At 39.3% G+C, this 18,376-nt stretch carries 20 protein-coding genes; 17 read left to right on the forward strand and 3 right to left on the reverse strand.

The genetic code is table 11. From position 1 onward, the window contains the following. Positions 1–59: 59 nt before the first annotated feature. From JN11_RS02795 to JN11_RS02830, 8 genes are all read left to right on the forward strand, one after another. On the forward strand, positions 60–461 hold the full coding sequence (locus tag JN11_RS02795) for a DUF779 domain-containing protein (RefSeq protein WP_144909399.1): 402 nt from the start codon (positions 60–62) through the stop codon (positions 459–461). 123 nt (positions 462–584) lie between these two features. Next, positions 585–998, forward strand: coding sequence for a VOC family protein (locus JN11_RS02800; RefSeq protein WP_144909401.1), 414 nt, complete (start codon positions 585–587; stop codon positions 996–998). 133 nt (positions 999–1,131) lie between these two features. After that, positions 1,132–1,470 carry an ArsR/SmtB family transcription factor gene (locus JN11_RS02805; protein ID WP_144909403.1) on the forward strand — a complete coding sequence of 113 codons (339 nt, stop codon included), beginning with the start codon at positions 1,132–1,134 and terminating at the stop codon, positions 1,468–1,470. Then, positions 1,454–1,969: an SRPBCC family protein gene (locus tag JN11_RS02810; protein ID WP_144909405.1), complete on the forward strand. Its 516-nt coding sequence runs from the start codon at positions 1,454–1,456 to the stop codon at positions 1,967–1,969. Before JN11_RS02805 ends, JN11_RS02810 begins: the two co-directional genes overlap by 17 nt. 8 nt (positions 1,970–1,977) lie before the next feature. Continuing rightward, positions 1,978–2,442 (forward strand): SRPBCC family protein, encoded by a 465-nt coding sequence (locus JN11_RS02815; RefSeq protein ID WP_144909406.1) that lies wholly within the window; start codon positions 1,978–1,980, stop codon positions 2,440–2,442. A 17-nt stretch (positions 2,443–2,459) separates the two neighbouring features. Continuing rightward, positions 2,460–3,017 (forward strand): dihydrofolate reductase family protein, encoded by a 558-nt coding sequence (locus JN11_RS02820; RefSeq protein ID WP_144909408.1) that lies wholly within the window; start codon positions 2,460–2,462, stop codon positions 3,015–3,017. Between the two features lie 21 nt (positions 3,018–3,038). Further along, on the forward strand, positions 3,039–3,428 hold the full coding sequence (locus tag JN11_RS02825) for a DoxX family protein (RefSeq protein ID WP_144909410.1): 390 nt from the start codon (positions 3,039–3,041) through the stop codon (positions 3,426–3,428). 14 nt (positions 3,429–3,442) lie between these two features. Then, the gene (locus JN11_RS02830; RefSeq protein WP_246138927.1) at positions 3,443–4,834 is read left to right on the forward strand and encodes an MATE family efflux transporter; all 1,392 of its coding nucleotides are present in this window, start codon (positions 3,443–3,445) and stop codon (positions 4,832–4,834) included. A 19-nt stretch (positions 4,835–4,853) separates the two neighbouring features. Here JN11_RS02830 and JN11_RS02835 read toward each other — a convergent pair whose 3' ends face one another. Further along, complete coding sequence (locus JN11_RS02835; RefSeq protein ID WP_144909414.1) at positions 4,854–5,468, reverse strand: YhcH/YjgK/YiaL family protein; 615 nt, start codon at positions 5,466–5,468, stop codon at positions 4,854–4,856. Between the two features lie 154 nt (positions 5,469–5,622). Between JN11_RS02835 and JN11_RS02840 the strand changes: the two genes are divergently transcribed. After that, the gene (locus JN11_RS02840; RefSeq protein WP_144909416.1) at positions 5,623–6,954 is read left to right on the forward strand and encodes a Gfo/Idh/MocA family protein; all 1,332 of its coding nucleotides are present in this window, start codon (positions 5,623–5,625) and stop codon (positions 6,952–6,954) included. Positions 6,955–7,027: 73 nt separating this feature from the next. Further along, entirely contained in the window at positions 7,028–8,401 is a 1,374-nt protein-coding gene (locus tag JN11_RS02845; protein WP_144909418.1) for a 3-keto-disaccharide hydrolase, read from the forward strand. Between the two features lie 35 nt (positions 8,402–8,436). Here JN11_RS02845 and JN11_RS02850 read toward each other — a convergent pair whose 3' ends face one another. Further along, complete coding sequence (locus tag JN11_RS02850; protein WP_144909420.1) at positions 8,437–9,450, reverse strand: cytochrome d ubiquinol oxidase subunit II; 1,014 nt, start codon at positions 9,448–9,450, stop codon at positions 8,437–8,439. Positions 9,451–9,460: 10 nt separating this feature from the next. Beyond that, positions 9,461–10,768, reverse strand: a complete 1,308-nt coding sequence (locus JN11_RS02855; protein WP_144909422.1) for a cytochrome ubiquinol oxidase subunit I — start codon at positions 10,766–10,768, stop codon at positions 9,461–9,463. Between the two features lie 187 nt (positions 10,769–10,955). Here JN11_RS02855 and JN11_RS02860 point away from each other — a divergent pair, with 187 nt between their 5' ends. The 7 genes from JN11_RS02860 to JN11_RS02890 all read left to right on the forward strand — a co-directional run bounded on the left by JN11_RS02860 (position 10,956) and on the right by JN11_RS02890 (position 18,282). Further along, a complete protein-coding gene (locus JN11_RS02860; protein WP_144909424.1) occupies positions 10,956–11,507 on the forward strand; it encodes a hypothetical protein in 552 nt (183 codons plus the stop codon). A gap of 255 nt (positions 11,508–11,762) precedes the next feature. Then, complete coding sequence (locus JN11_RS02865; protein WP_144909426.1) at positions 11,763–12,704, forward strand: transporter; 942 nt, start codon at positions 11,763–11,765, stop codon at positions 12,702–12,704. A gap of 7 nt (positions 12,705–12,711) precedes the next feature. Further along, positions 12,712–14,265 (forward strand): phosphatase PAP2 family protein, encoded by a 1,554-nt coding sequence (locus JN11_RS02870; RefSeq protein WP_144909428.1) that lies wholly within the window; start codon positions 12,712–12,714, stop codon positions 14,263–14,265. Between the two features lie 107 nt (positions 14,266–14,372). Further along, positions 14,373–15,461: a hypothetical protein gene (locus JN11_RS02875; protein WP_144909430.1), complete on the forward strand. Its 1,089-nt coding sequence runs from the start codon at positions 14,373–14,375 to the stop codon at positions 15,459–15,461. A gap of 82 nt (positions 15,462–15,543) precedes the next feature. Then, a complete protein-coding gene (locus tag JN11_RS02880) occupies positions 15,544–16,008 on the forward strand; it encodes a RidA family protein (protein WP_144909432.1) in 465 nt (154 codons plus the stop codon). Between the two features lie 29 nt (positions 16,009–16,037). Next, entirely contained in the window at positions 16,038–17,150 is a 1,113-nt protein-coding gene (locus tag JN11_RS02885) for a D-TA family PLP-dependent enzyme (RefSeq protein ID WP_144909434.1), read from the forward strand. Between the two features lie 61 nt (positions 17,151–17,211). Next, complete coding sequence (locus JN11_RS02890) at positions 17,212–18,282, forward strand: dipeptidase (RefSeq protein ID WP_144909436.1); 1,071 nt, start codon at positions 17,212–17,214, stop codon at positions 18,280–18,282. Positions 18,283–18,376 lie beyond the last annotated feature (94 nt).

Below are 18,376 nucleotides of genomic sequence, written 5' to 3' on the forward strand. Positions count from 1 at the left end.
ATTTATACCTACCAAAAGCATCACGGCTTGAGCTGTGGTGCTTTTTTATTAAGCAGATAATGAAGCAAACAGAAAGAGTTTCAGTAACCCCCGAAGCGGTGGCTGTTATCAGACAATTGAAGCAAGAGCATGGGGAACTGATGTTTCATCAAAGCGGCGGCTGTTGCGATGGTTCGCAGCCGATGTGCTTTGAAAAAGGCGAATTTATAGTTGGCAGTAATGATGTTTATTTAGGAGATATTGAAGGATGCGGTTTCTTTATGAGCAGTGATCAGTTTGAATACTGGAAGCATACGCAGCTTACTATTGATATTGTACCTGGCCGAGGAGCCAGTTTCTCGCTCGAGATACCGCTGGGATTACGGTTTATCACCAGATCGCGATTATTTACTGATGATGAATTGCCGAATCTGAAAGAAGTGGTTACGGGCGAAGAATATCTTGAACTGCATAATATCTAAATTTCGTTCTATCTTTCACTGTATTTATAAAAGTCATTTTCACCCCCTCTAATTGGCGTACCAGGCACCTTTTTTAATGATTAATTGTATTTAAGTTTGTTGTAATCAATTAAAACAAAGGTTATGACAAATATTAATGCTTATGTTGGCTTTAATGGCGAATGCCGTAAAGCCATGGAATTCTATAAAGAATGTTTAGGCGGTGAGCTTTTCTTTCAGCCTGTCGGATCTTCACCTATGGCAGGGCAATGTCCATCTGATATGCAGGATCATATTCTGCACTCTTCCTTAACTAATGGCTCGCTGATATTAATGGCTACAGATATGGTTGGGCCACAAGGTTACATAAAAGGAACCAATATAAGCCTGTCGTTAAATTGTAGCAGCGAAGAGGAGATAAATACCTTTTTTATTAAACTATCAGCTGGGGGCAAAGTTCTCGATCCATTAAAAGAACAATTCTGGGGTGCAATTTTCGGTGCGTTAACAGATCAGTTTGGAATAAATTGGATGCTTAACTGCAATATAAAAGCATAAGTATAAAATCCCGATGGTGTAATTTAAATAGAAGACATAACACTGCCAATCAGTATGCCTAAAAAAAATCAAATAAAATTTTGAGCAACCAAAAGGTTTCATTTATATTTGTGAAACCAAAAGGTTACATATAATGAGGAGAGATACATTCCAGGCGATAGCAGATCCAACGAGACGAGAAATTTTAAGTATGATAGCCTATCAATCACTTAATGTAAACTCAGTGGCAGAGCATTTTGATGTAAGCAGAACTGCTATTTACAAGCATATAAAAATACTTACCGAATGCGGATTAATTGTGATGAAGCAGGAGGGGCGCGAGCGTTACTGTGAGGCGAAAATGGAAAAGTTAAACGAGGTTGCCGAATGGGTAGAGCAGTACCGTAAATTCTGGACTAATAAACTGGATAACCTGGAAAATTATTTAGAAGAACTACAATCAAAAAATAAAAAAAATGGAAAACAAAAATGATACAACAATAACCCCGGCATTGGTTATTAAACGTGTACTGAAGGCTCCACGCGAGCTGGTATTTAAAATGTGGACAGAAGCCGAGCATTTAGCCAAATGGTGGGGTCCAAAAGGATTTAATATTGAAGTAAGTAGGCTGAATGTGGAGCCCGGTGGCGAATTTTTATACTGTATGAAAGGTGAAGGATTTGAAATGTGGGGCAAGTTTGTTTATGTCGAAATAGTTGCACCCGAAAAAATGGTATTTATCAATTCATTTTCAGATAAGGACGGCAATATTACCCGGGCACCGTTTAGTGCTACCTGGCCGCTGGAGGTAATGAATATCCTGACATTAACCGAGGAAAAAGGCGTAACTACACTAGAGTTAAAAGGTGGGCCGCACAATGCAACGGAAGAAGAATTAAAAACATTTGAAGCTGGTATCCCATCAATGAACCAGGGTTTTGGAGGCACTTTTGATCAACTGGAAGAGTATTTGGCAACAGTAAACCAATAAATAAAATTATGGAAGCAATAACCAAAACAGCTGAAGAAACTGCCGATAATGAATTGGCAATTACCCGTATTTTAAATGCACCTATAGAATTGGTGTGGGAAGTGTGGACAGACCCTAAACATATAGCACAATGGTGGGGGCCAATCGGTTTTTTTACTACTATACAACATATGGAGATAAAAGAAGGTGGTGAGTGGGATCTGGTAATGCACGGTCCGGATGGCGTTGAATATAAAAACAAGAATATTTTTAGCAAGGTTATCAAGCCCGAGCTGATCGTCTTTAAACATGTTACTCCACCCATATTCACGGCAACTATCACCTTTAAAAAACAGGATGCCAAAACAGAACTAACTATGAAAATGGTGTTTGAAAGCGCCACAGATTATAGCTTGGCTATAAACAAGCATGGCGCAAAAGAAGGGCAGAAACAAACTATTGCAAGGCTGAAAGATTATGTAGAAAATATATAAACAGTGAAATTATTATCATGGCAAAAGTATTAGTATCAAATCTGATTTCGCTTGATGGATATATTGAAGGACCTAATGGCGAGTTTGACTGGCCGGTAGTTGAAGAAGAGTTCTTTAGATATGCTGAATCTATGCTTCAATCAGCAGATGTTCTTTTATTTGGACGAATTACCTATGAAATGATGGCAGCCCATTGGCCTACTGAGCAGGCTATAGCTGATGCCCCGGCTATTGCGGGGAAAATGAACGGTTTGCCGAAGATTGTTTTTTCATCAACCCTGAAAAAAGCTGATTGGCAAAATACCATTTTGGTTGGGGAGAATATGGAAGAAGAAATTTTAAAACTAAAGGAAAAACCAGGAAAAGATATAGTAATATTGGGTAGCGGGAGCATCGTATCACAACTTACGCAGGCAAATTTGATTGATGAATACCGGATAATTGTTAATCCGGTGATATTGGGGGGCGGTAAACCGGAGTTTACAGGGCATATAAATAGGAAACAGTTGAAACTTACTGACATAAAACAGTTTAAGTCGGGCGTTGTCATTTTGTATTATCAACCAATTAAATAAACCAAATAAACAATCACAAAAATGAAAAAGATCAACATTATTTACTGGATTGCTACAATTTTACTGGCAGCTTTAATGCTATCGTCTGCCATTCCAAGTATTATGAACATACCAGCGTCAGTTGCATTTATGAAACACCTGGGATACCCAACTTATTTTGGTGCATATTTAGGTGTTGCCAAATTGTTAGGAGTTATAGCTATTTTGGTGCCGGGTTTCCCTAAAATAAGAGAGTGGGCCTATGCAGGTTTTACATTCGACCTCATCAGTGCCGTATATTCATTTATAGCTGTTAAAGATCCACTTAACGGACTCACTTTGTTTCCGGTTTTCTTTGCCATATTAATAGTTTCGTACATTTATCACCATAAAAGGCTAAAAGCTTCGGGCTTAAAAGAGTCTGCGGTGTAAGATCATTATTTATTTTGAAGTTAAAACGTTTCTTTTCTTTGTTTCGCCAGGCTATAGCTGGTAGTGAACAGGATTATACTGTCGGTAGTATCCGCAGGGCGGTTTTTTTACTGGCCATACCCATGATTATGGAAATGATGATGGAGTCGGTATTTGCTGTTGTAGATATTTTTTTTGTGGGTAAGCTGGGTAATGCGGCTGTGGCAACGGTTGGTCTTACCGAATCGGTGTTAAGTATAGTTTATTCAATTGCTGTGGGTTTAAGCATGGCTGCAACTGCACTGGTAGCCCGGCGCGTAGGCGAAAAGAATCTGCTTGAAGCTGCCCATGCAGGTATGCAAGCTATCCTTTTTTCAGTACTGCTCTCTGTTATTATTTCAATAACGGGGGTTTACTATGCCGGTTCAATTTTGCGTGCCATGGGCGCCAACGAACAAATGATAGCTGAAAATATTCGTTATACGCAAATTATGTATGGAGGTAACGTGGTAATCATGTTGCTTTTCCTTATAAACGGCATATTTAGGGGGGCTGGTGATGCCAGTATTGCCATGCGTAGTTTGTGGATTGGCAATATTTCCAATATTATATTATGTCCGGTACTGATTTACGGTTTCGGGCCAATTCCTGCGCTTGGTTTAAAGGGCGCTGCAATTGCTACAACTACAGGCAGAGGAATCGGAGTGTTGTATCAATTATATCGTTTATTTATCCGCCGGGGTTTACTTCATTTTTACATCCACCAATTAAGGCCTCATAAAGAGTTGTTGATGCAGATTGTGAAAATTGGTAGTACCGGTACTATTCAATTCCTGGTAAGTTCGGCGAGTTGGATATTTTTAGCAAGGTTGATGGCGGGTTTTCATGAAGCGGCAATGGCCGGTTACCAGATAGCTATCCGTTTGCTTATTTTCTTTTTGCTTCCTGCCTGGGGCCTTAGTAACGCTGCCGCCACTTTAACTGGTCAAAATCTAGGCGCAGGCAAGCCTGATCGCGCTGAAAAAAGTGTTTGGATAACAACAGGCTATATCATTATATTTATGCTCTCAGTAAGCCTCTTTTTCTATCTTTTTGGCTCCGTGATTGTCAATTTCATGAATAGCGATATACAAGCAAGACGTTATGCTTTGCAAACGCTCCGCATCGTTAGTTTAGGTTATGTTTTTTTTGGTATCAGTATGTCTATGCTCAATGCCTTTAACGGAGCTGGAGATACCCGTACACCAACATATGTTAACCTTGTAGCTTTTTGGCTGTTTCAAATACCATTGGCCTGGTTTTTAAGTCAGTATTATATCAAAGAACCCAAAGGCATTTTTATAGCCATTTTAATTTCGCAGATTGTATCAGCTGCGCTAAGTTATTATTTGTTTAAAAGAGGGACATGGAAACAGATAAAAATATGACGAAATATGTTACGATTGATCACTCGGCTACCTTTATCTTAATTACTAATTTTTTTACTACATCATAACCATCTACCTTAATACTGGGCCGATGAGCATCCTGCGGAAAAAAGAGATAAAATGTTCCTGGTTCAGCAATATAAAATTGTCCGTCGGTGGTATAATTGGCGCCGTCTGCTTTTTCGTTATAAGGTTTTATAACGGTTGCTTTAGAAACCGGTGCTACTCCAATTTTTTCCTTACCTTTAATAATGTATTGTAAATCGATGTATTTGCGGTGCGATTCCCATGTTGTTTTATCAAATTCTTTAGAGGGCGCTTCGGTTATACTTGCATATGCATTATCGCCGTCAATTGGATATTTTCCAGGTTTTAGTATGGTTAAATCACTGTCGCGTAAAAACGTAAACACTTTAATCCATAATGCTTTATTCTTGTTGTACTGACGGGCAAATTCTACTTTGTTAACAGCAGAAAAAACATCAAGCTTAATACCATTCTTCCATTCTTTTTTATGCAGCCATTTCGCGGCACTTTTTTCAGTCCAGCTGGTATCCTGTGCCATTGCCATCAAGGTAATGCTTGAAAAGGTTAAAAGCAATAGTATTTTCTTATAAGCTGATAAAGTTTTCATAATTCGATTAGCCGGTTTAATTGGTACGTAAAATTAATGCCAATGTAAAAACTATTTTACCTTTTTTTAATGATGTTATGTATTAACTTTGATAGAAAGCAGCAAATGAGCAATGACAAATCCGTTTTGCCGTTTGCCAAAACCAATTATAAAAATGATTAATCGTAGAAAGTTTATTCATGCCGCTTCTGTGGCAGGAACAAGTTTTGTACTTGCTCCCCAAATAGGAAAAGCTGCGGGCTTTTTCAGAGGATCGCCCAATGATAAGGTAGTTATAGGAATGATGGGAACCCACAGCAGGGGTTTATACCTGGCCCAAAACTTTGCTAAGTTACCTAATGCCGAAATTGGTTATGTATGCGATGTTGACGCAGATGTGGTTGCCAGTACTGTTGCTGACATTTACAAGCGCACCGGGAAAAAACCAGAAGGAATTACCGATATCCGTAAGTTGCTGGAAAAAAAAGACATTGATGCAATAGTTATTGCCGCCCCAGATCATTGGCACGCGCCTGCCACCATAATGGCCTGCCAGGCGGGTAAACATGTATACGTTGAAAAGCCTTGCAGTCACAATCCGCATGAAGGTGAACTCGCAGTAACTGCTTCAAAAAAATATAGCAGGTTGGTGCAAATGGGCAGCCAGCGTCGTTCGTTTAACAATGTGCAGGGAATGGTAAAAGAACTGCACGATGGGGTTATAGGGCGCACTTATTACGCCAAAGGCTGGTATAGTAATCACAGGGCAAGTATAGGTATAGGTAAAGAGGTTGCGGTTCCTGCAAATCTTGATTATGAGCTTTGGCAGGGCCCCGCACCACGTATGCCCTATAAAGACAACTTGATTCATTATAACTGGCACTGGTTTTGGAATTGGGGCACGGGCGAAGCATTAAATAATGGAACCCATGAGCTGGATGTAATACGTTGGGGTTTGGACGTTGATTTTCCAAACAAAGTGGTTTCTACCGGCGGTCGTTTTCATTTTAAGGATGATTGGCAAACACCCGATACGCAAAATATTTTGTACAATTTCCCTAATGATACTGCTGCCGAATGGGAAGGACGCAGTTGCAATGGCTATAACACCGAAGGCCTGGCCAGAGGAGTTATTTTCTATGGCGATAAGGGGACAGTGTTTTACCAGGGAGGTAATGGTTATACCGTTTATGATGGCGATAACAAATTTTTAAAGGAAGTAAAAGACAAGACAGTTGTGGATGCCACCAACAAAGTAAGCCCCACTGAGGCTTTAGACGGTTTGCACATGAAAAACTTTGTTGATTCGGTGCGGGGTATGGCACAGCTCAACTGTCCAATTGAGACCGGATTTAAATCGACTTTGTTGCCACAATTGGGTAATATATCTTACCGAGTGGATAGGTTGTTGCATATAGACCCTACAAACGGACATATTCTGAATGATCCGGAAGCGATGCAACTTTGGAGCAGAACCTATCAACCAGGTTGGGAAATAAAGGTGTAGGTTTTGCTGTAACAAATAGTCAAAGGACTAAATAGATATTTTAAAGTTTTAATGCCTATTGAATATATCAGATATGAAAAAAATCAACTTGAATTTTGTAATTATATTGGTGCTTATAATTTTTATCGCCACTCAAAAAAGCAAAGCGCAAAGCAGCCATGAATTATTTGATGGTAAAACCCTCAAAGGCTGGAAACGTCTGGCCGGTACTGCGGATTATACTGTTGAAAATGGTGCCATTGTGGGTACGTCTGTTTTAAATTCCGGTAATACTTTTTTGGTGACGGAAAGGGAATATGGTGATTTTATATTGGAGCTGGATGTTAAAATTGAAAGCCCTCTTAGTAATTCTGGTATCCAGGTACGCAGCCATTTTGATCCGACGGGGAACAATGGGAAAGGGAAAGTTTACGGGCGACAGTTTGAGATTGATCCGTCAGATAGAAAATGGTCGGGCGGCATTTACGACGAAGGGCGGAGGGATTGGATATATCCGGTTGATCTTAACGCCAAAGCAAAGGATGCTTTTAAAGTAGGCACGTATAATCATATTCGAATGGAGTGCATAGGTAACGAGATGCGTACATGGATAAACGGAACCGCTGTTGCTGATGTTGTAGATACGGTTGATCAAAAAGGTTTTATTGGTTTGCAGGTGCATGCGGTAAATAACATAAAAGGGGCAGGTAAAAAAGTATATTTTAAAAACCTAAGTCTCCAAACTAAAAACTTGGTGCCGAAGCCTTTTCCAAAAGATATTTATGTAGTTAATTATACTACCAATAGTTTGTCGCCTGGTGAAGTGGCGAATGGTTGGAAATTGTTATATGATGGCCATACTGCAAACGGATGGCGTGGTGTAACTTTGACCTCGTTTCCGGCAAAGGGGTGGCTTTATGCAGATGGAACAATGCACGTACTGCCGTCAGAAGGTAAAGAAGAATCAGGCGGTGGGGATATTGTTACCGATAGTTTATATGGTGCTTTTGATCTCTCTTTTGAATTTAAGATAACTCCGGGAGCCAACAGTGGTGTTAAATATTTTGTTACACTATCTGAAGTTACAAAAGGGTCGGCTATAGGGCTTGAGTACCAGGTGCTGGACGATAAATTGCATCCTGATGCCAAGCTTGGCCGCAATGGCGACCGTACCCTTGCTTCACTTTACGATTTGATCCCTGCTAAAAAACAAGAACGCTTTGTACATCCTATTGGCGCATGGAATACCGGCCGTATTGTGGTATATCCTGATAACCATGTGGAGCATTACCTGAACGGGGTAAAAGTATTGGAATATGAACGGGGATCAAAAGAATTTCGTGATCTGGTAGCTATAAGCAAATATGTAATCTGGAAAAACTTCGGCGAAGCCAAAGAAGGGCATCTGTTATTGCAGGATCATGGCAATGAAGCTTGGTTCAGGAATATAAAGGTGCGTCGCTTGTAATAAGCCCCTTATTTTACTTGTATTTTGCATTTTACCTAAATAATTTCATCCTTTTTTTGAAAGCTATAGTATAAATAGAACAAGGATGGGAGTATGATAAAACTGCCTATAAAGAGTCCCCAGCCTAAAGTATCAATGGTTTTTGTTGGGGCGTGAAGGGTTAATAAGGAAAGGTTTTGCCCGTCTTTTATCATGATGAAGTAGGGGAAATGCATGTAGCCAACAGCAAGCAATATCATCGTAACCTGGTAGGCAGCAAATACTCTTATAATTTTACGTTTTCCCTTGTTTATTAATACCCAGAGAATTACTAGTGAAATTGACGCTGTTATTACGGCGACAAGACTAACGGGATTGCCGAAGATAAAATAGGCAAGGCGCACTTTTTCAAGATCAGCTGTTATAAATACAAAACCACCAAATATAACGGCCAGTATATTCATAAGTTTCGCCTTACGAATGAAACGTAATACATCCTTATCGTCATCAGCTTCCCCAATTAGGTAGATGGCTGCGAGGTATCCGCTTAATGCTACTGTAAAAAGTCCAACAGAAACAGAAAAAAGATTAAACCAGCCATAAATATAGGCTGAAAGAAAGTCAGTTGCATGTAAATCGATCTGCCTGGAAATGGCACTTCCGGCAATGATGCCTAAAAACAAAGGGGTTACAAAACTGGAGTAAACAAATATACGGTTATAAAAATTCTGAGTCTTTTTGCCCTTAATGGCATCATAATTTCTGAAGGCAAATGCTGTTCCACGAGCAGTAATTCCTAAAAGCATAATGAGTAGTGGAATATGCAGATAGGTACACATGTCACTATAAATTACCGGGAAGCCAACAAACATAATTACCACAGCAATAACCAGCCACATATGATTGGCTTCCCAAACCGGCCCGATAGCCTGGTAGCTAGTTTTGCGGGTGCGTGATTTATTATCTTCGGAAGTGAAAAGTTCAATAATGCCTGCACCAAAATCGGCTCCACCTAAAAGGAAATAAAGCACAATCGCCAAAAATAAAAATGAGATTACAACATATAACATAAGCTATAAATTAATGATTGTACAATTTAGGAACCATTTTTATTTGCCTGCTCAATAAAAATATAACGGCCACGCTTAAAGTAAAGTAAACCACAGTAAAAAGATAAAATGAATAGTGAATACCAGGCATAGGTGTTACAGCCTCGCTGGTACGCATAACTCCTTGAATAATCCATGGCTGACGGCCAACTTCAGTGACGGTCCAACCTGCCTCTACAGCGATGAAGCCAAATGGTGTGGATAATATAAACAAGTTTAGAAACCACCTTTTATTTAGCCAGCTTCTTTTTTTCCATAGGGCAATAAAGTACAAAATGCCTATAAGCATCATAACTGAGCCAATCGCTATCATAATTTCGAAAGCGATATGCGTAACAGCTATTGGTGGTTGATTTTGTACTGGGATTTTGTCGAGCGCATTAACCGGCTGTTTAAAATTATCGTTTACTAAAAAGCTTAACAAACCGGGGATTTCAATACCATACTTTACTCTTTTAGCAGCGGTGTCCGGTATTCCTCCTACCACCAAAGGTGAATAAGGTTGTGTGTGGAAATACGATTCCATGGCAGCTAGTTTGGCCGGTTGTTTTTTAGCAGCATTTTTGGCAGAAATATCACCGCTAAATGGTTGTAATATGGCTGCTATTGCCCCAAAAACAATTGCAATTTTAAAAGCTTTGGTGTGGAAATTAATGTTTCTTTTTCTGGCTATCATTAAGGCATGGATGCCAGCAACAGCAAAGCCTGTGGCCATAAATGCAGCAAGGGTCATGTGTAAAGCTTCGGAGAACCACGAGCTGTTAAACATGGCTTTTATCGGATCAATATTGGTGTATTGGCCATTGATATAATCAAAACCTGAAGGGCTATTCATCCAGGAGTTAGCCGAAACCACTAAAATGCCCGAAACAACACCGCTTACTCCAACTAATACGCCTGTAAACCAATGAAACCATTTATTAAAACGGTTCCATCCGTAAAGGAAAAAGCCTAAAGCAATAGCTTCCACAAAAAAAGCAACTCCCTCCAATGAAAAGGGCATCCCGAAAATAGGCCCGGCATGTTCCATAAATTTCGGCCATAATAAACCTAATTCAAAAGAAAGTATTGTACCGGATACGGCCCCAGTGGCAAAAAATATGGCAACACCTTTGCTCCAGGCCTGGGTAATGTTTTTATAAACATGATCACCGGTTTTTATCCATTTGTAATGCGATACGGCCATAAACATAGGCATCACCATACCGATACAGGAGTATATAATATGAAAGCCTAATGATATGGCCATTTGCGATCGGGCGGCTAAGAAATCATTCATATTTTAATTGTAAATAATCCTTTACAAATATATCCATTGTGCGTGTTAACATTTGATAAACAAATAATTGCTTGTTAAATAGAATATTTCTAAATTTTAATTCAGGTAGAAAAATATTTTTTTTATTAATCAAATTAATATATACATTTACGATATTGTAATAAGCCCAATTTAGAACCAATTTTACTTGAAACGCATTTTTGCCATTGTACTATTAGGCATTCACCTATTTAATTTGGGTGGATATGTCTTGTTGTACCGTTATTACATCCACCAATCGGATGTACAAATGGTGAAGCAGATTTTCGATAATAAAATTGATGACACAAAACTTGTAGAAATAAAAATCCCTGTAAATATGCCTACTATACAGGATTGGAATGATTATGAAGTTATTGAGGGGCAGATTCAGCTAAAAGACGCTTATTATAATTACGTACGTCTTAAAATGACACGTGATACCATGTACTTTATTTGTATAGCCAATGAGACCAAAACGCGTCTTGAACATGCAAATATCATCACAGCTAAAGAAATAAATGATGTTCCTTTAACTAAAAAAGGAGAGGCTCCTGTTTCTAAAAAAGTAAATACTTTAAGTGAATATAATTTGCAGGCTTTTGAATACGATTATGTTGCTTTCGGCACAAATCTTAAGCAAACCACTAAGCCCATCTCCCTTAACTTAAGCAAGCCTTATATTAAATCTCCCGGGAAACCTCCCAACTTCATTGCTTAATAAACCGTCTTAAACTTTTGGTGCTTTGTTAGGTGATTTACGACCTGGCAATAAATTATTTGATTATTTCAAAATAGTTGATTCCTGTTTAAAGGTTTCAAAACTTGTTTGATATATCAGATTTCCTCAAATCTAAGATGGTTTATCTTTCTGCTGATTGATCTGCTATTCACAAAGTTTAGCCCATAGTGTTCCATATAGAATGCTTTATTCAGTATTTCTTCTTGATTTTACTTGTTTTTTAATTAACCATTTATGATTAAATTTTTACGATTGTATTTTAATCGGTACTTTGTGGTAATATGCTTTTTGAGCTTGTGCTCAAAAATTGCCAACGCCCAAACCAATGCCGATGCTTTAATGATTCCCCAAAATGTTTTTTGTGGCGAATTGATGTATGACCATAGTAGCTGGCAAAACTATTGGGAAGGAACTTTTAAACGTAACAACGGCAATATTGGTACTCTAACCAATAATACCTATTCTGTAATGGGTAATTATGGCATAACCAACAAGCTCGATGTTTTATTTGGAATTCCATATGTAACAACAAATGCTTCCCGGGGCACTTTAAAGGGGCAGAGTGGTTTTCAGGATCTTAGTATTTCTTTAAAATGGCTGGCTTTTCAAACAGAAATAGGCAAAGGCATTTTTAGCCTGCATGCCATTGCTGAAGGTACTATACCTTTAAGTAATTATGAGCCTAATTTTTTGCCCGTTTCTATAGGCCTGCATAGTACAACCGCTTCATTGCGTGGCCTTGTAAACTATCAAACAGGTAGATTTTTCGTAGCCGGAGCCGCTCAATATGTACAGCGAAGCGATATCACCATTGATCAGGACGCTTATTATACCACAGAAGAAATTTACAGTAACAAGGTTTATATGCCCAATGTTACCAATTTCCTTTTCAGTACAGGCTTCCGCAGTTTACAGTTTAATGCAGAAGCTATCATATCACAAACTACTACCCACGGTGGTTTTGACATCCGAAAAAATGATATGCCTTTTCCAAGTAATGAAATGAATATGACTACAGCCGGATTGTTGTTTAAATATAGTTTTAGTAAAGTGGCGGGATTGGAACTTACCGCTGGGGGTAATCATGTATTGGATGGCCGTAATGTTGGCCAAACCACTGATTTCTTTGGTGGAGTATTGTACCTGTTTGATTTTTCGAAAAAAGATAAAAAATAAGATAACCATGAAAAGACACATACTATATATCGTTTTGCCGGTAGCCTTATCAGCAATAGTTTTTTTAGGGTCATGCAATAAAACTGTAATTGATCGTACAAGTAGCTACGCGGCACTTACACCATCAAATATTGATCTGAATGCTGATACATGGAAACCAGTATTAATTACTGATCCGTCTGTATTTACCGTAGCAGCGCCTGATGCTGTTACCTCTCCAGCTTATGTAGCTGATTTAAATGAAATAAAAGCGTATCAAAGCAGCTTGACAAGTGATCAGAAAGCTATTATTCAATATTGGAGTGCTGGAGCAGTACTTCGCTGGAACGAAATTCTTCGTGATTTGGTGGCTAAACATAATTTGCCTCCATATCAAAATGCAGATGGTACCTATCCTGCACCAAGTTCAACCAATCCATTTGCTTATCCGCAATTTCCGTTCTCTAATCCACCATATGCCGCAAGAGCCTATGCATATGTTAGTGCTGCGCAATATGATGCATTGATTGCTGCTTATCACTTTAAAAAATTATATAACCGTGCAGCACCCTATAATTTAGCCGGTGTACAGGCATTAATTCCTAAATCAGCTTTGCCATCATATCCGAGTGAAGACGCAGTTGTTGCCGGCGCCACGGTTGAAATAATGAAGCTATTATTCCCTACTGAAATTGCTTACATTGAACAGAAGGCAGCCGAAGAAATACAATACCGTATTATGGCAGGCGCTAATGTGCGTGGTGAATTAACAGCAGGGGAGTCATTAGGTTCACAAGTGGCTGATGTTTTTGCTGCCCGTGCCCGCGCTGATAACGCAGGCAAGGCAATTGGCACCCCTGCAGAATGGACCCAATTACAGGTTAATACAGCCGCAAAAGGCGAAGCTTACTGGATAAGCCTTGAATCACCTTCAAGACCGCCGATGCTTCCATTATTTGGTAAGGTGATTCCGTTTTTGTTTGATACCACTACTGTAAAAGCATTAAGGCCAGGCCCTCCAAACCTAACTAATTCAGATGCCTTTAAAAAGGAGGTTGCCGAAGTACTATCATACAGCCAAAATCCAACACGTGAACATCAGGAGCAAGTTGAATTTTGGGCTGATGGGGCCGGTACATATACTCCTCCCGGACATTGGAACGCCATTGCAGAAACTGAATTTGTAAAACAAAATTACAGTGAAGTACGTTGGGCCCGCAATTATGCATTATTAAACATGGCCGAAATGGATGTGGCCATTTGTTGCTGGGATACCAAATATTATTACTTTAACCAACGCCCAACACAGGCCAATCCAAACATAAAAACATTAACAGGAATACCCAATTTTCCATCATACACTTCAGGACACTCTAATTTCAGTGCAGCTGCTGCAACCGTATTGACTTATTTATTACCCGATAGGGGAACTAAGTTTACAGATCTGGCAAATCAAGCGGCAATGTCACGCTTGTATGGTGCTATTCATTATCGCAGTGATGTTGAAGTTGGTCTTACAACAGGTGCAGCAGTTGGGCAGTATGCTGTTAAAAGAGCTCAATCAGACGGTGCCGGAAATTAAAAGATATAGTTGATTAAAAAATCCTGTATGAGAGCAGGTAATGGCTCCGTTTATGGAGCCATTATTAAACGAACCAATTATTGAAATTTAATAAAGAAAAATCAATTATGAAACAACTTTACAAATTATTTATATCTGCATGCTTGTTTATACTTTTTACTAATCAGCATATTATGGCACAGGGCTGTGTTGCCATAAGGAGTACTGGTGGGATTTGCGAAATGAATGAACATCCTGACAGTTCTGGTAACCTAGGGGGATATTGGTTATACAATAATAATGACCGCTACTATAAATCGTTCAGACACTTTATAGGCAAGCAGGAGCAATTTCAACGCACGGCTTTGCATAACAATGTCATTAATAAAGTTTTTACTCAGGATAATTCATTTACCCGTGTGTTTGATAATCGTTGGTCAGCAACGGTAGATATTCCGTTTGCTGATAACAGTCGTTCGCAAGTGAGCAGCGGTACGCGTTTTAGCACACATTCATTTGGGGTTGGTGATATCAGCTTTACAGGATATTATTGGTTATTCAATCCTAAAAAAGCTACCAAAGGAAACGTGCAGGTTGGTTTAGGCGTCAAGCTTGCAACAGGAGCAGATAATTATCAGGACTATTTCTTAAACGGTGCTACAGGCGCAAGAACGCTTGGCCCGGTTGACCAATCTATCCAGTTAGGTGATGGCGGAACGGGTGTTTCCTTAAGTATTAATTCCTACTATAATTTCACTCATTCATTTGGCTTCTATGGTAACTTCTTTTATTTGGCAAACCCAAGGGATGTAAACGGAACACTACGTTCCTCAACTCCTGCAAGTGCAACAACAATTGCAACTACAGGAGATGTATTAAGCGTACCAGATCAATACCTCATTAGGTTTGGTGCTGACCTGGCGGTTAAAAAGTTTAATTTTTCGCTAGGAGTAAGAGATGATTGCTTACCTGTTCATGATCTTATTGGAGGAAGTGACGGATTCAGAAGACCTGGATACATTATAGCTGCTGAACCAGGCATAACTTATAGTTTTAAAAATATTGCTTTATATGCTTACGTGCCAATTGCTATTATTCGTGATCGCACGCAAAGTGTGCCTGATATCAGGACAACAGAAATAACAGGGGTTTATACACATGGTGATGCTGCTTTTGCAGATTATGTTGTAAATGTAGGTGTCACTGTGAAATTTTAATTTTAGTTGATTTAAGAGAAAGCCGGGCGTGAGATACCCGGCTTTTTATTTTATGTTTGTTTTTAATTAATGAATTAAAAACATGAACACTGCCGATCAAAATTTTGCAGCACTGGGACTTACCCTGCCGCCTGCACCTAAGCCCCTTGGCGTTTATAAACCCTATTTAATTGATGGTAAATACCTTTATCTGTCAGGTCATGGCCCGGTTCAGAATGATGGAACGCTTATTATTGGCCGTATTGGCGATACCTTTACTGCCGAAGAAGGTAAATTAGCAGCGCAGCAGGTTGGTTTAACCATGCTGGCTACCATCAAAGCCAATTTAGGGAGCTTTGATAAGGTAAAAAGAGTAATAAAAACACTGGGTATGGTTAACTGTACTTCCGATTTTGAAAAACATCCTTTCATTATTAATGGTTGCAGCGAGTTATTTGCAAAGGTATGGGGTACAGATAATGGTGTAGGGGTTCGTAGTGCTGTTGGGATGGGATCATTACCCGATAATATTCCGGTTGAAATAGAAGCCATGTTTGAACTTTTTTAAATATTAAGTCCAAAATTTCAGATAAACTTATGACTGAAAAAGATTGGTACATCATTGATAATGCCGAAGAGTTGGATTCGCCGGCTTTGGTGGTTTATCCCGCCAGGGTAAAACAAAATATTGCTTTATTAAAAACCAGAATTGATGATGTTGAAAGGTTACGCCCCCATGCAAAGACCTACAAATGCAAAGAGGTTACTCAATTATTAATAGAAGCTGGTATAAGTAAGTTTAAGTGCGCCACTATTGCCGAAGCGGAGATGCTGGCAATGAGCGGTGCAAAGGATATTTTATTGGCGTACCAACTTGTTGGTGAGAAAATAAACAGGTTTGGGCAATTGATGTTTGACTATCCCGATACCAAATTTGCCTGCCTGGTTGATAGTCTTGATGCGGCTACTGTTATATCTGATGTAGCTTTGTATAACGAATCGGAAATTACTGTTTATATTGATTTAAATGTTGGCCAAAACCGTACTGGTATAGCACCTGATGAAAGGGCTTTTCAGCTTTATATGGATTGTGATATCTTACCAGGCGTAAATCCTGTTGGTTTGCATGCTTATGACGGGCATCTTCACGATGCTGATTTTAAAATACGTACCCAAAAATGTAACGACTCTTTTGCGCCGGTATTGAAATTACAGTATGATTTGATTGAAAAAGGCTTTGACCCTGTTATTGTTGCCGGTGGCTCACCAACTTTTCCAATTCATGCAAAAAGAAAAGGTATTGAATGTAGTCCAGGCACATTTGTTTATTGGGATGCAGGATATGAAAATGAACTAACAGAACAATTATTCTTAACGGCAGCTTTGGTGGTAGCCAGGGTAATGTCCTTACCCGACGAAACAAAAATATGTATTGATGTTGGTCATAAATCAGTAAGTGCTGAAAATGAATTAGCCAAAAGAATTTATTTTTTGAATGCTCCAGAGCTTAAAATGATAAGCCAAAGTGAAGAGCACCTGGTTGCTGAAGCAGTTGCGGGCCATGAATATCAAATAGGTGACATATTATATGGCTTGCCTTATCATATTTGCCCAACCGTAGCTTTATATGAAAGGGCTATTACTATTGAAGACAATAAAACGCATGGCGAATGGTTAAATCTGGCCCGTGATCGTAGAATAACCATTTAATTTGTAAAAACGAGATGCATTTCGTCTCTGTTTAGTATCTTCCTACATAAAAACTTATACCATGTTTGCTATTGATGCCCATTTAGATTTAAGCATGAACGCCATTGAATGGAACCGTGACCTGCGCCAACCCATTGCTGCTATAAATGCACGGGAAGTTGGGTTAACGGATAAGCCAGATCGTGCAAAAGGAGTAGTTTCCTTACCTGAATTGCGTAAAGGCAATATAGGACTGGTAGTAGCCACCCAAATTGGCCGTTATGTAGCTCCTGATAATCCATTGCCCGGCTGGCATTCGCCAGAGCAGGCATGGGCCCAAACACAAGGGCAGGTTGCCTGGTATAAAGCGATGGAAGATGCGGGCGAAATGGTGCAGGTTAATAATTTGCAAAGCCTTGAAAAACATTTAAAACTCTGGAGTGATAATACACCCAATGATAAAAAGCCTGTTGGCTATATTTTAAGTTTAGAAGGCGCCGATTCTATAGTAACCGTTGCCCATCTGGAGCGTGCTTATAATTACGGATTAAGAGCATTAGGGCCTGCACATTACGGACCTGGCCGGTATGCCCAAGGGACCGATGCAACAGGGCCTATGGGGCCACATGGGCATGATTTATTGAAGGAAATGGAGCGCCTTAATATTATTCTGGATGCTACGCATTTATGTGATGATTGCTTTTGGGAAGCATTGGATCATTTTAATGGACATGTTTGGGCAAGCCACAATAATTGCAGGGCTCTTGTTGATCATAATAGGCAGTTTAGTGATGAAATGATAAAAGCATTAATTGATCGTGGCGCAGTGATAGGTGGAGCCTTAGATGCCTGGATGATGGTTCCGGGTTGGATTAGGGGAGTGTCCGATCCGCGTGAAATGAACTGTAACCTGGATGTAATGATTGATCATATCGATCATATTTGTCAGATAGCTGGGAATGCATTGCATGTGGGTATAGGATCAGATCTCGATGGAGCCTTCGGCCGCGAACAATGCCCTTATGATTTGGGAACTATTGCTGATCTTCAAAAAATCCCTTCGCTGTTAAAAAAACGAGGTTATACCGAAAGCGATATAGAAAACATGATGCACGGTAATTGGCTCCGTTTTTTAAGAAAAGCGTGGGGATAATATAAAAATAAATTAAAAGCCTGTCTTTTGATCCTTATGTACAGTAACATTATATTTTAGCATTATCTATTAAATCAAAACACTACCAATTTTT

It is taken from the genome of Mucilaginibacter frigoritolerans (assembly GCF_007830615.1).
Classification (GTDB): Bacteria; Bacteroidota; Bacteroidia; order Sphingobacteriales; family Sphingobacteriaceae; genus Mucilaginibacter; species Mucilaginibacter frigoritolerans.

What these genes read in the sequence shown, in the direction of transcription:
- JN11_RS02795 (WP_144909399.1), top strand. Translation starts at nt 60, where the DNA reads ATGAAGCAAACAGAAAGAGTTTCAGTAACCCCCGAAGCGGTGGCTGTT.
- JN11_RS02800 (WP_144909401.1), top strand. Translation starts at nt 585, where the DNA reads ATGACAAATATTAATGCTTATGTTGGCTTTAATGGCGAATGCCGTAAA.
- JN11_RS02805 (WP_144909403.1), top strand. Translation starts at nt 1,132, where the DNA reads ATGAGGAGAGATACATTCCAGGCGATAGCAGATCCAACGAGACGAGAA.
- JN11_RS02810 (WP_144909405.1), top strand. Translation starts at nt 1,454, where the DNA reads ATGGAAAACAAAAATGATACAACAATAACCCCGGCATTGGTTATTAAA.
- JN11_RS02815 (WP_144909406.1), top strand. Translation starts at nt 1,978, where the DNA reads ATGGAAGCAATAACCAAAACAGCTGAAGAAACTGCCGATAATGAATTG.
- JN11_RS02820 (WP_144909408.1), top strand. Translation starts at nt 2,460, where the DNA reads ATGGCAAAAGTATTAGTATCAAATCTGATTTCGCTTGATGGATATATT.
- JN11_RS02825 (WP_144909410.1), top strand. Translation starts at nt 3,039, where the DNA reads ATGAAAAAGATCAACATTATTTACTGGATTGCTACAATTTTACTGGCA.
- JN11_RS02835 (WP_144909414.1), bottom strand. Translation starts at nt 5,468, where the DNA reads ATGAAAACTTTATCAGCTTATAAGAAAATACTATTGCTTTTAACCTTT.
- JN11_RS02840 (WP_144909416.1), top strand. Translation starts at nt 5,623, where the DNA reads ATGATTAATCGTAGAAAGTTTATTCATGCCGCTTCTGTGGCAGGAACA.
- JN11_RS02845 (WP_144909418.1), top strand. Translation starts at nt 7,028, where the DNA reads ATGAAAAAAATCAACTTGAATTTTGTAATTATATTGGTGCTTATAATT.
- JN11_RS02850 (WP_144909420.1), bottom strand. Translation starts at nt 9,450, where the DNA reads ATGTTATATGTTGTAATCTCATTTTTATTTTTGGCGATTGTGCTTTAT.
- JN11_RS02855 (WP_144909422.1), bottom strand. Translation starts at nt 10,768, where the DNA reads ATGAATGATTTCTTAGCCGCCCGATCGCAAATGGCCATATCATTAGGC.
- JN11_RS02865 (WP_144909426.1), top strand. Translation starts at nt 11,763, where the DNA reads ATGATTAAATTTTTACGATTGTATTTTAATCGGTACTTTGTGGTAATA.
- JN11_RS02870 (WP_144909428.1), top strand. Translation starts at nt 12,712, where the DNA reads ATGAAAAGACACATACTATATATCGTTTTGCCGGTAGCCTTATCAGCA.
- JN11_RS02875 (WP_144909430.1), top strand. Translation starts at nt 14,373, where the DNA reads ATGAAACAACTTTACAAATTATTTATATCTGCATGCTTGTTTATACTT.
- JN11_RS02880 (WP_144909432.1), top strand. Translation starts at nt 15,544, where the DNA reads ATGAACACTGCCGATCAAAATTTTGCAGCACTGGGACTTACCCTGCCG.
- JN11_RS02885 (WP_144909434.1), top strand. Translation starts at nt 16,038, where the DNA reads ATGACTGAAAAAGATTGGTACATCATTGATAATGCCGAAGAGTTGGAT.
- JN11_RS02890 (WP_144909436.1), top strand. Translation starts at nt 17,212, where the DNA reads ATGTTTGCTATTGATGCCCATTTAGATTTAAGCATGAACGCCATTGAA.